This is a genomic window from Streptomyces sp. Edi2 (assembly GCF_040253635.1).
Classification (GTDB): domain Bacteria; phylum Actinomycetota; class Actinomycetes; order Streptomycetales; family Streptomycetaceae; genus Streptomyces.
The window spans coordinates 1,653,240-1,664,498 of sequence record NZ_JBEJGX010000003.1 but is presented as its reverse complement, the minus strand read 5'-3'; the positions used below and the strand labels follow the sequence as shown (position 1 = coordinate 1,664,498).

Here is an 11,259-nt window from a genome sequence, read left to right as displayed (position 1 = left end):
CGTTCCGTGCGAGGCTGGCGCCATGACGAGCCGCACTCCGCCGCGCCGCGTGGTCTCCCTCGTGCCCTCGCTGACGGAGGCGGTCGCCTGCACCGCCCCCGGGCTGCTGGTGGGGGCCACCGACTGGTGCAGCGAGCCGGCCGGGCTCGATGTCGTACGCATCGGCGGCACCAAGAACCCGGACACGGAGCGGATCGCCGCCCTCGCCCCCGACCTCGTGCTCGCCAACGAGGAGGAGAACCGGGAGCCGGACCTCGCCGCGCTGCGCGCCGCCGGGATCTCGGTGCTGGTCACCGAAGTACGGACCCTGCCGCAGGCGTTCCGGGAGCTGGAGCGGGTCCTCGTCCACGGCTGCGGGCTGGCCCGGCCGCCGTGGCTGGACGGCGCCGAGGCCGCCTGGCGTGAGCTGCCGGCCCCGGCGGCGGAGCGGGCGGCGGTGGTGCCCGTCTGGCGGCGCCCGTGGATGGTGCTGGGCCGGGACACCTTCGCCGGGGACCTCCTGGCGCGCCTGGGCGTCCGCAATCTCTGCGCGGACCACGCCGACCGCTACCCCCGTGTCCCGCTCGATGTGCTCCGGGCCTTTGCCGCCGACCTCGTGGTGCTGCCCGACGAGCCGTACCGCTTCAGCGCCGCGGACGGTCCCGAGGCGTTCCCCGGCCTGCCCGCGGCGCTGGTCAGCGGCCGGTATCTGACCTGGTACGGGCCTTCCCTGGTGCGAGCTCCGGGCGAGCTGGCCGAGGCGCTGGCCGCGGCGCGGTGAGGGAGCGGCGTACGGCCCTCAGGCCGTGACCGGACGGGGCGGCGCCAGCAGGTGTCCACGGACCAGGCCGGCTGCGGTGCGGGTGGCGGTCACCGCCACGGCGGTCACCAGGAGCGCGAACAGGCCCACCGCGAGCCAGTCGAAGGCGGTCAGGCCGGTGCGCCGGGCCAGCCCCGCCGCGCCCGTGACGCAGGTCCCGACGGGGAAGGTGAAGCCCCACCAGGTCATCGCGAAACCCATGCCGTTGCGGACGGCGCGCACCACCATCGCGGCCGCGATCGCCAGCCAGAGGAGGGCGAAGCCCATGACCGGGACGCCGTAGAGCACCGCGAAGGCGCCCATGGCGTGTGCGGAGGTGGCGTCCACGACGCCCGGTGCGGCATGGCCGAGGTTGACCACCGCGGTGGTGGACTGCCCCAGGGGGCCCAGGACGAGGAACAGCGTGGGGGTGAGCGCGAGGGGGAGCGGGCCGTGGTGGATCAGCCGGGACACCACGAGCGGCAGGACGAGCAGCGTGGCCAGCAGCGACACGCCGAACAGGGCGTAGCAGGCGAACAGCAGGGCCGCCTGCCACTGGCCGGCCGGCAGATACGGGACCAGGGCCGGGCCGAGTGCCGCCGAGACCATGGGGGCGACCAGCGGCAGCAACCAGACGGGAGAGGCGCTGCCGGGCTCGATACGGTGCCGGGTCACCATCAGGTACGGGATCCCGACGGCGCAGAGGAGGCCGACAAGGGTGCCCAGGATCCACAGCGCGGCGTCGGCGGCCACCGCGGCCGGTTCGCCGATGACCTCCCGGCCCACGGCCAGCGTGCCGCCGCCGACCGCCAGCAGGGCCATGGCCAGGCATCCGTAGAAGGGGGCGACGGCCGGGTCGAGCAGATGGCGGCGCGCCTGGTCGCGGTGGCGGACCCAGTGCACACCTCGCGCGGCCAGCAGCGTCAGCAGCATCAGCGCCGACAGCGCCCAGACGACCCGGTAGGCGATGTGCAGGACGGGGGAGGTGTGCGGCAGGACCGCGCCCGCGTTGGCGACGATCGCGGTGCCCATGACGGCGGCGTACCAGTTCGGCCCGAGATGGCGGACCGAGGGCGCGGTATCGGGTGTGCCGGGGTCGGGGACGGGACCGGCGGCGGGACCGGGTTGGGGGGCGGTGTCGGCGCTGGTGCCGGGGTCGGTGCCGGGGCGGGAAGGTGCTTGCGCGGGAGATGCCATGAGAACAGCGTGGGCGCCCGGGACGGCCGTCACCAGGGACCTCGTGTCTATGAGGGCATAAGCTGGCGTTATGTGCAGGGGGACTTATGAGTGATGACGCCGGGCCGGCCGCCGTATCGCTGGCACACCGGGTCCCGGATCTCGGTGCGCTGGAGCTGCTGCTCGCCATTGCCCGGCTCGGCAGTCTGGGGCGGGCCGCCCGGGCGCGGGGCATCTCCCAGCCCGCCGCCAGCAGCCGCCTCCGCTCCATGGAGCGGCAGTTGGGAGTGGCGCTGGTCGAACGCTCGCCGCGCGGCTCCCGGTTGACGGATGCCGGGGCCCTGGTGACGGACTGGGCGCGCCGGGTGGTGGAGGCTGCCGAGGCCTTCGACGCCGGTGCGCAGGCGCTGCGGGGGCAGCGCGATTCACGGCTGCGGGTCGCGGCCAGCATGACGATCGCCGAGTATCTGCTGCCGGGGTGGCTGATCGCCCTGCGCGCGCGGCGGCCCGGGACCGCCGTATCGCTGCTTGCGGGCAATTCCGGCGCGGTGGCCGAGCGGCTGCTGGGCGGCGAAGCGGACCTCGGCTTCGTGGAGGGGCTGCAGGTGCCGGCGGGGTTGGACGGGACGGTCATCGGGCAGGACCGGCTGGTCGTGGTCGCCGCTCCGTCGCACCCGTGGGCCCGGCGCCGGGGGGAGCTGACCGCCGCCGAACTCGCGGCCACCCCGCTGATCCTGCGCGAGCGGGGCTCGGGCACCCGCCAGGTGCTGGACGCGGCGCTCGCCGGGCACGGCGGGCTGGCCGAACCGCTCCTCGAACTCGCCTCGACCACTGCCGTGAAGGCGGCCGTGGTGAGCGAGGCGGCGCCGTCCGTGCTCAGCGAACTCGCGGTCGGCGAGGAGCTGACCGCGCATCGGATGGTCGAGATTCCGGTGCGGGAGCTGCGGCTCGGCCGCGAGCTGCGGGCCGTGTGGCCCGCCGGTCAGCGGCCCGCGGGCCCGGCCCGCGACCTGCTGGGACTGACCCGCGGGGCGTCCTGAGGGCGCCGGGCCCGGGGCCGTACGGGGCGCTCTGAACGTGCCGGGCCCGCGGGCGGCGCGGGCCCGGCGGCCCGTCCCGTCCCCCTCACTTGGCGGCGGATGCCTCGCGCGCCGCCGCCACCAGGGCCTCCATCACCCGGGTGTCCTCCCCGGCCTCCGGATGCCACTGCACCGCCAGGGTGAAGCCGTACGCGCCCGGGAGTTCCAGTGCCTCGATGGTGCCGTCCTCCGCGTAGGCGGACGGCACCAGCCCGCGGCCGATCCGGTCCACGGCCTGGTGGTGGTACGTCGGCACGGAGACCGGCTCGGGCAGCGCCCGGCCCAGCAGCGTCCCGGGGACCGGCTTGATGTCGTGCCGGTCGAAGACTCCGGGGGCTCCGGCATGTCCGTCGAGGTGCTGGACCAGGGTGCCGCCCAGCACCACGTTCAGCAGCTGGAGGCCGCGGCAGATGCCCAGCAGCGGTACGCCGCCCGCCAACGCGGCCTCGATCAGGGCCAGTTCCCAGGCGTCCCGGTCCAGGGCGGGCGGACCGGTCCTGGGGTGCGGCTCCGCGCCGTAGCGCGCCGGCTGCACATCCGCGCCGCCCGCGATCACCAGCCCGTCCAGGCGGGACACGGCCGCGGCGGCCGTGTCCGGATCGCCCGGCGGCAGCAGCGCGGCCAGCCCGCCCGAGCGTTGCACCAGCTTGGGATAACCGGCGGGCACCAGCGCGGCGGGCAGGGCCCATACGCCCCACCGGGCCTCTTCCTGGTACGTGCTGATGCCGATGAGGGGCTGGGACATGGGGTGCGGTCCTCCGTGGGGCGTGAGTGGGGCGGGTGGAGTGAGTGCGTGCGGGGACGGACGGGGCCGGCCGGAGGTGCCCGGCCGGCCATGGCTGCGTCCCGGGGGTGCCGGTCAGCCGCGTTCGAGCTCCGCCTCCGCCGCCGCCAGCGCCGCGAACTCCTCCTCGGGGGCCGCGGCCACCAGCCGGTGGCGGGAGTAGAAGGCGAAGTAGGCGAGCGCGACGACGTAGACGCCGAGGGCGATGAAGGCGGCTTCCTTGTCGACCAGGAACGTCGCCACCAGCGCCGAGCAGGCCAGGACGAACGCGACGGACGAGGTCAGCATGCCGCCGGGGGTGCGGTAGGGGCGGGGCAGCCCGGGCTCGCGGCGGCGCAGCACGAGGTGCGAGAGCGCCATCAGCGCATAGGAGATGGTGGCGCCGAAGACCGCGACATTGAGCATCCGGGCGCCGTCGCCGGTGGCCGCGGCGAGCGCGAAGCCCAGCGCACCGGGCACCAGCAGCCCCAGGTAGGGGGCCTTGCGCCGGCTGGTCAGGGAGAGGAAACGGGGCAGGTAGCCGGCCCGGGAGAGCGCGAAGAGCTGGCGGGAGCCGGCGAAGATGAGGGAGAAGAAGGACGCCACCAGGCCCGCGAGCCCCGCGTAGTTGACGATCCGGCTGATGGTGGTCGGCGCGCCGTGCGGCTGCAGCGCCTGGACCAGCGGGTCGCCCACCGACTGGATCGCCGCCGAGCCGCGTGCCCCGGTGGCGGCGGTGAAGGTGATCAGCGCCAGCACCAGCAGGATGCCCATCGCCGCGGCCATCGCCTTGGGCAGCGACCGGGCCGGGTCCTTGGTCTCCTCGGCCGCCAGCGGTACGCCCTCGACGCCGAGGAAGAACCACATGCCGAACGGGAAGGCCGCCCAGATCCCCAGAATGCCGAACGGCAGCCAGGAGTTGGCCCCGAACGCGCCGGCCTTCACGGGGATGTCGTTGAGCGTGTCCACATGGAAGTCGGTCAGGGCGGCGATCGCGAAGACGACGATCGCGGCGACCGCTATGGCGGTGACGATCAGGCTGAAGCGCAGCGCCTCGCCCACGCCCCACAGATGGATCCCGATGAAGATCACAAAGCAGGCGAGGTAGACCGGCCAGCTGGAGTGCAGACCGAAAAGGCCGAGCGATTCGACGTAGTCACCGATGAAGATGGAGATCGCGGCCGGTGCCAGCACATATTCGATGAGGATCGCGGTGCCGGTCAGAAAGCCGCCCCAGGTGCCCAGGGCGCGCCGGGCGAAGCCGTAGCCGCCGCCGGCGGTCGGCAGGATCGAGGCCAGCTCCGCCAGCGCGAAGACCAGACAGGTGTACATCAGGCCCATCAGGACGGCGGCGATCGCCAGGCCGCCGAAGCCGCCCTGCGCCAGACCGTTGTTCCATCCCGAGAAGTCGCCGGAGACGACATAGGCGACGCCCAGGCCGGTCAGCAGCAGGGGTCCCGCGCTGCCGCGGCGCAGTGTGCGCCGCTCCAGATAGCTCTCGTCGGATGATGCGCCGCCGTCCGGGGAGCTGCCGCCCGGGGACGCGGTGGGCGGTGCGGTCTGCGATTCCGTGCTGTCGGCCATGAGCCGCTCCTGCCTCGCCGAGGGGATAACGAGCAAAGGTTTAGCCGCATACCTTTGCTGGCGGGTCGGCTCGGCGCAAGACCTGTACGTAAAAGAATGGTGAACGCGCGCGCACGGTCCCCGGGCGGGTGCTCAGGGTGACGGCGCGGTCAGGAACCCCCGCAGCAGCGCCGCGGTCCCGCAGCAGTGCTCGCGCATCACCTCGCGCGCACCGTCCGCATCGCCCTCCAGCACCGCCTCCACCAGCGCGGTGTGCTGGGTCTGGGAGTGCTCCAGGTTCCTGACCAGCAGCGGAATGCAGTCCAGGAGATCGTTCACCCGCGCCCGCACCGCCGCGTACTGCGCCGCCAGCGAGGCCGACCCGGACAGCTCCGCGAGGGTGAGATGCAGCAGGGTGTCGCGCCGGCGGTAGTCGGCGAGCGGTGCGTCCTGGGTCGCGGCGAGCGCTTCGCGCAGCCGGCCGCTCTGCTCGCCGGAGAGCCCGTGCGCCGCGCACAGCCCGGCCGCGCCCACCTCCAGCACCTCCCGGAAGCGCAGGGTGTCCTCGACGTCGACCTTCTCGATCCGGCGCCGCAGCTCGGCCTCGCCGTGGTTCTCCGAGCGCACCCGGACGAACGTGCCGCCGTAGCGCCCGCGCCGGCTCTCCACCAGGCCCTCGTCCTGCAGCACCTTCAGCACCTCGCGCAGGGTGACCCGGCTGATCTGCAGCCGCTCCGCCAACTCGCGCTCGGCGGGCAGCCGTTCGCCCTGGGGTACCAGGCCGAGCCGGACGACCTGGAGTATCTGCTCCAGCGCCTCCTCGAAACCGTTGCCCGCCCGCACCGGTCGCAGTACGGGTGCCAACCGGTCCGCCGCACCGTCCATCGATACCCCTTCCCAATCAATGGTTCGTGTGCCTACCTTATGACCTCCGGATGCAGTGACAGGAGGCAACACCGTGGCAGACCGCACGCCCCCACTCTCCGTCGAGGAGCTCAGGGTCCTCGTCGACGCCGGGGAGATCGACACTGTCGTCCTCGCCTTCACCGATATGCAAGGCAGGCTCCAGGGCAAGCGGTTCGCGGCCCGATACTTTCTCGACACCGTCCTCGACCACGGCACGGAGGGCTGCAACTACCTCCTCGCCGTCGACGTCGACCTCAACACCGTCGAGGGCTACGCGATGTCCTCCTGGGAACGCGGCTACGGCGACTTCGCCATGCACGGCGACCCCGGCACGCTGCGCCGCATCCCCTGGAACCCCGGCTCCGCCCTGATGACCGCCGACCTCGCCTGGCACGACCGCTCCCCGGTCGTCGCCTCGCCCCGGCAGATCCTGCGCCGTCAGCTCGACCGGCTCGCCCAGCGCGGCTGGAGCGCCTACGCCGGCACCGAGCTGGAGTTCATGCTCTTCAAGGACTCCTACGAGGACGGCTGGTCCCGCGGCTACCGCGACATGAACCCCGCCAACCAGTGGAACGGCGACTACTCCGTCCTCGGCACCGGCCGGGTCGAGCCCGTGCTGCGCCGGATCCGCAACGAGATGGGCGCGGCGGGCATGACCGTCGAGTCCGCCAAGGGCGAGTGCAACCTCGGCCAGCACGAGATCGTGTTCGTCTACGACGAGGCGCTCACCACCTGCGACCAGCACAGCATCTACAAGACCGGCGCCAAGGAGATCGCCGCCCAGGAGGGCATGTCGCTCACCTTCATGGCGAAGTACGACGAGCGCGAGGGCAACTCCTGTCATATCCACCTCTCGCTGCAGGACGCCGACGGCCGCCCGGTGCTGGCCGACGACGACGGCCCGTACGGCATGTCGAAGACCATGCAGCACTTCCTGGCAGGCCAGGTCGCCGCGATGCGTGACTTCACGCTCCTCTACGCGCCCAACATCAACTCCTACAAGCGCTTCCGCCCCGGCTCCTTCGCGCCCACCGCCGTCGCCTGGGGACCCGACAACCGCACCTGCGCCCTGCGGGTGGTCGGCCACGGCCGCGCCCACCGGCTGGAGAACCGCCTGCCCGGCGGCGATGTGAACCCCTACCTCGCGGTCGCCGGCATGGTCGCGGCCGGTCTCTACGGCATAGAGCACGAGCTGGAACTCCCCGAGGCGACCACCGGCAACGCCTACACCGGCGATGCCGCCCATGTCCCCACCACGCTGCGCGACGCCGCCGAGCTGTGGGAGAACAGCCCGATCGCCCGGGCGGCGTTCGGCGACGAGGTCGTCGACCACTACCGCCACATGGCCCGCGTCGAGCAGAACGCCTACGACGCCGCCGTCACGGACTGGGAGCGCTTCCGCTCCTTCGAGCGCATGTAAGGAACCACGCGTGTTGCACGAGCTGAAGATTCTCAACCCGGCGACCGAGGAGGTGGTGGCCACCGTCCCCACCACCTCTCCCGAAGAGGTCGACGCGGCGGTCCGCCGGGCCGCGGCCGCCCAGGAATCCTGGGCCGCGGTGGCACCCGGCGACCGGGCCCGCATCCTGCGCCGCTTCGCCGACGTCGTCGACGCGCACATCGAACCGCTCGCCGCCCTCGAACTGAAGGAGGCCGGCCACCCGCTGGGCAACGCCCGGTGGGAGGCGGGCAACGTCCGCGATCTGCTGCACTACGCGGCCGGGGGAGTGGAGCGCCTGACCGGCACCCAGATCCCGGTCGCCGGCGGCCTGAACCTCACCGTCCAGGAGCCGCTGGGCGTGGTCGCCGTCATCGCCCCCTGGAACTTCCCGATGCCGATCGCCGCCTGGGGCACCGCCCCCGCGCTCGCGGCCGGCAACGCCGTTCTCCTCAAGCCCGCCGAGACCACCCCGCTCACCGCGCTCCGGCTCGGCGAACTCGCCCTGGAGGCCGGGCTCCCCGAGGGCCTGTTCCAGGTGCTGCCCGGCGAGGGACCGGTCACCGGCACCGCGCTGGTCGACCACCCCGGCGTCGCCAAGGTCGTCTTCACCGGCTCCACCACCACCGGCCGGCAGATCGCCGCCCGCTGCGCGGCGCAGACCAAGCGGCTCACCCTCGAACTCGGCGGCAAGAGCCCCAACATCGTCTTCGCCGACGCGGATATCGAGGCCGCCGCGGCCGCCGCCCCCGGCTCCTTCCTCGACAACACCGGCCAGGACTGCTGCGCCCGCAGCCGCATCCTTGTCCAGCGCTCCGTCTACGACCGCTTCCTGGAGCTGCTGGAGCCCGCCGTCAAGGCGTTCACCGTCGGCGACCCGGCGGACCCCGCCACCCAGATGGGCCCGCTGATCTCCGCCGCCCAGCGCGAGCGGGTGCGGTCCTTCGTCCCCGAGGACGCCCCGGCCGCCATCCGCGGCGAGGCGCCCGCGGGCAAGGGCTTCTGGTACCCGGCCACCGTCCTGGAAGGCCGCCCCGAGGACCGTACGGCCGTCGAGGAGATCTTCGGCCCGGTCGCCGTCGTCCTCCCCTTCGACGACGAGGCCCACGCCGTACGGCTCGCCAACGCCGGCGACTACGGCCTGGCCGGCTCGCTGTGGACCCGTGACGTCGGCCGCGCCCTGCGGGTCTCGCGCGGCGTCGCGGCCGGCAACCTCTCCGTCAACTCCCACAGCGCCGTGCGCTACTGGACCCCCTTCGGCGGGTTCAAGCAGTCCGGCCTCGGCCGTGAGCTGGGCCCGGACGCACTGACCGCCTTCACCGAGACCAAGAACATCTTCATCAGCACCGAGGAGACCAAGTGACCGAGCAGACCGCAGTGTGCCGCCGCCTCGTCGGCCGTACCGCCGTGATCACCGGTGCCGGCAGCGGCATCGGCCTGGCCACCGCCCGCCGACTGGCCTCCGAAGGTGCCAACGTCGTCTGTGCCGACATCGACGAGACGGCGGGCAAGGCCGCCGCGGCCGAGGTCGGCGGCCTCTTCGTCCAGGTCGACGTGACCGACTCCGACCAGGTCGAGGCGCTGTACAAGACCGCCTTCGACACCTACGGCTCGGTCGACATCGCCTTCAACAACGCCGGGATCTCCCCGGACGACGACGACTCGATCCTCACCACCGGCCTGGACGCCTGGAAGCGCGTCCAGGAGGTCAACCTCACCTCGGTGTACCTCTGCTGCAAGCACGCGCTGCCCTACATGCGCGAGCAGGGCCGCGGCTCCATCATCAACACCGCGTCCTTCGTGGCCGTGATGGGCGCCGCCACCTCGCAGATCAGCTACACCGCCTCCAAGGGCGGCGTGCTGTCCATGTCCCGTGAACTGGGCGTGCAGTTCGCCCGCGAGGGCATCCGGGTCAACGCCCTGTGCCCGGGACCGGTCAACACCCCGCTCCTGCAGGAGCTGTTCGCCAAGGACCCGGAGCGCGCCGCCCGCCGCCTGGTGCACGTCCCCGTCGGGCGGTTCGCCGAGCCCGAGGAGATCGCCTCCGCCGTCGCCTTCCTCGCCAGCGACGACTCCTCGTTCGTCAACGCCGCCGAATTCCTGGTCGACGGCGGTATCGCGGGCGCCTACGTCACCCCGGTGTAACCGCTCGCTGTTCACCTCCGCGTCAGCGCGATGGCGGCCGGACGTCGTACGACGTCCGGCCGCCATACGCTAGCGTCCGCCTTCGGTTCCTCATTCGACAGGAGTGCGTTCCATGCTCACCAAGCGTCGCTGGCTTGCAGCGGGTGCTGCCCTTGCGGTCGTGGGTGGCGGCGTCGTGGCCGCCCAGACGGCCATGGCGGGCCCGGCCCCGCGCCACTGCCCCACCCTCCATGTCACCAAGGGCTGGTACGGCGACAACCGTGCCAAGCTGCAGAAAATAATCGACGAGCAGGGCAGCTGTGCCGGCTCCGACGGCGCGCGGCCGGTCGCGACCTTCGACTGGGACAACACCGTCGTCAAGAACGACGTCTCCGACGCCACCCTGGCCTGGATGCTGCGGCACGACAAGGTGCTGCGCCCCGCGAGCTGGCAGGCCACCAACAAGTGGCTGACCGCGGACGCCGCCCGCGCCCTCACCAAGGCCTGCGGCACCTCCGTGCCGGCCGGCCGGCCGCTGCCGACCTCGACCGACACCGGCTGCACCGACGAGATCCTCGACATCTACCAGGACGAGAAGACCTCCACCGGCAAGACCGCGTTCGCCGGCGAGTGGAACCACCGCCGCACGGTGCCCTCGTACGTCTGGATCACCCAGCTTTTCGCCGGCCACAGCCCCGCACAGTTGACCGGGTTCGCTCGCGCCGCCCGCGCCGAGAACCTCGCCGCGCCGGTCGGCAGCGAGCAGAAGGTCGGCACGCACACGATGGAGGGGTACGTCCGCTACTACGCCCAGCAGCGCGACCTCATCCGCACCCTCAAGAAGGCCGGCTTCAACGTCTACATCGTCTCCGCTTCGGCGGAGCCGCTCGTCCGCGCCTGGGCACCCGGCGTGGGCATCGACCGCGCCCACACCATCGGCATCCGCAACCTCGTCAGCCACGGCCGGCTCACCACCGGCGTCCAGGGCTGCGGCGACGTCAAGGACACCCATGGCGAGGTCCTGACGTACATGGACGGCAAGCGCTGCTGGATCAACCAGGAGATCTTCCACGTCAAGGGCGCCAAGGCCTGGCAGCAGCAGGACCGGGCGCACCGTCCCGCCTTCGCCGCGGGCGACGCCGAGACCGATGTGACCTTCGTCGGCGATGCCACCGCGGGGCACCTGGCCATCAACCGCAACAAGGCGGAGCTGATGTGCCGTGCGTACGACAACGCCGACCACCGCTGGCTCGTGAACCCGATGTTCATCGAGCCGAAGAAGCGCCAGGCCGACGCGTACCCGTGCGCGACCACGGGCTACATGCGGCCGGACGGCACCCTCGGCCCGGTCCACCGCCCCGACGGCTCGGTCATCCCGGACCAGAAGGACACGGTGTACTGAGCGCACCGCTCACAGGGCGGGGGCCGCGCC

10 protein-coding genes are annotated in these 11,259 nt (G+C 72.7%); 6 read left to right on the top strand and 4 right to left on the bottom strand.

What is annotated here, in order from left to right:
* The first annotated feature begins 22 nt into the window (after positions 1-22).
* Positions 23-760 (top strand): helical backbone metal receptor, encoded by a 738-nt coding sequence (locus ABR737_RS10875; protein ID WP_350249978.1) that lies wholly within the window; start codon positions 23-25, stop codon positions 758-760.
* 18 nt (positions 761-778) lie between these two features.
* On the opposite strand, the gene ABR737_RS10870 is transcribed toward ABR737_RS10875, so the two are convergent.
* Positions 779-1,975 (bottom strand): TDT family transporter, encoded by a 1,197-nt coding sequence (locus ABR737_RS10870; protein WP_350249977.1) that lies wholly within the window; start codon positions 1,973-1,975, stop codon positions 779-781.
* A gap of 86 nt (positions 1,976-2,061) precedes the next feature.
* Here ABR737_RS10870 and ABR737_RS10865 point away from each other — a divergent pair, with 86 nt between their 5' ends.
* On the top strand, positions 2,062-2,994 hold the full coding sequence (locus ABR737_RS10865; protein WP_350249976.1) for a LysR family transcriptional regulator: 933 nt from the start codon (positions 2,062-2,064) through the stop codon (positions 2,992-2,994).
* An 85-nt stretch (positions 2,995-3,079) separates the two neighbouring features.
* Here the strand turns inward: ABR737_RS10865 and ABR737_RS10860 are convergent, their stop codons facing one another.
* From ABR737_RS10860 to ABR737_RS10850, 3 genes are all read right to left on the bottom strand, one after another.
* Complete coding sequence (locus ABR737_RS10860; protein WP_350249975.1) at positions 3,080-3,778, bottom strand: gamma-glutamyl-gamma-aminobutyrate hydrolase family protein; 699 nt, start codon at positions 3,776-3,778, stop codon at positions 3,080-3,082.
* A 114-nt stretch (positions 3,779-3,892) separates the two neighbouring features.
* On the bottom strand, positions 3,893-5,380 hold the full coding sequence (gene eat / locus ABR737_RS10855) for an ethanolamine permease (RefSeq protein ID WP_350249974.1): 1,488 nt from the start codon (positions 5,378-5,380) through the stop codon (positions 3,893-3,895).
* Between the two features lie 132 nt (positions 5,381-5,512).
* The gene (locus tag ABR737_RS10850; protein WP_350249973.1) at positions 5,513-6,244 is read right to left on the bottom strand and encodes a FadR/GntR family transcriptional regulator; all 732 of its coding nucleotides are present in this window, start codon (positions 6,242-6,244) and stop codon (positions 5,513-5,515) included.
* A 73-nt stretch (positions 6,245-6,317) separates the two neighbouring features.
* Here ABR737_RS10850 and ABR737_RS10845 point away from each other — a divergent pair, with 73 nt between their 5' ends.
* The 4 genes from ABR737_RS10845 to ABR737_RS10830 all read left to right on the top strand — a co-directional run bounded on the left by ABR737_RS10845 (position 6,318) and on the right by ABR737_RS10830 (position 11,229).
* The gene (locus tag ABR737_RS10845; protein ID WP_350249972.1) at positions 6,318-7,685 is read left to right on the top strand and encodes a glutamine synthetase family protein; all 1,368 of its coding nucleotides are present in this window, start codon (positions 6,318-6,320) and stop codon (positions 7,683-7,685) included.
* A gap of 10 nt (positions 7,686-7,695) precedes the next feature.
* Positions 7,696-9,066 carry an aldehyde dehydrogenase family protein gene (locus tag ABR737_RS10840; RefSeq protein WP_350249971.1) on the top strand — a complete coding sequence of 457 codons (1,371 nt, stop codon included), beginning with the start codon at positions 7,696-7,698 and terminating at the stop codon, positions 9,064-9,066.
* Positions 9,063-9,848, top strand: coding sequence for a 3-oxoacyl-ACP reductase (locus ABR737_RS10835; RefSeq protein ID WP_350249970.1), 786 nt, complete (start codon positions 9,063-9,065; stop codon positions 9,846-9,848). The genes ABR737_RS10840 and ABR737_RS10835 overlap by 4 nt, the downstream gene beginning before the upstream one ends.
* Before the next feature lie 112 nt (positions 9,849-9,960).
* On the top strand, positions 9,961-11,229 hold the full coding sequence (locus ABR737_RS10830; RefSeq protein WP_350249969.1) for an HAD family hydrolase: 1,269 nt from the start codon (positions 9,961-9,963) through the stop codon (positions 11,227-11,229).
* Positions 11,230-11,259: the final 30 nt, after the last annotated feature.

Coding starts and splice junctions, on each gene's coding strand:
- ABR737_RS10875 (WP_350249978.1), top strand. CDS start 23: ATGACGAGCCGCACTCCGCCGCGCCGCGTGGTCTCCCTCGTGCCCTCG.
- ABR737_RS10870 (WP_350249977.1), bottom strand. CDS start 1,975: ATGGCATCTCCCGCGCAAGCACCTTCCCGCCCCGGCACCGACCCCGGC.
- ABR737_RS10830 (WP_350249969.1), top strand. CDS start 9,961: ATGCTCACCAAGCGTCGCTGGCTTGCAGCGGGTGCTGCCCTTGCGGTC.
- eat (WP_350249974.1), bottom strand. CDS start 5,380: ATGGCCGACAGCACGGAATCGCAGACCGCACCGCCCACCGCGTCCCCG.
- ABR737_RS10850 (WP_350249973.1), bottom strand. CDS start 6,244: ATGGACGGTGCGGCGGACCGGTTGGCACCCGTACTGCGACCGGTGCGG.
- ABR737_RS10860 (WP_350249975.1), bottom strand. CDS start 3,778: ATGTCCCAGCCCCTCATCGGCATCAGCACGTACCAGGAAGAGGCCCGG.
- ABR737_RS10865 (WP_350249976.1), top strand. CDS start 2,062: ATGAGTGATGACGCCGGGCCGGCCGCCGTATCGCTGGCACACCGGGTC.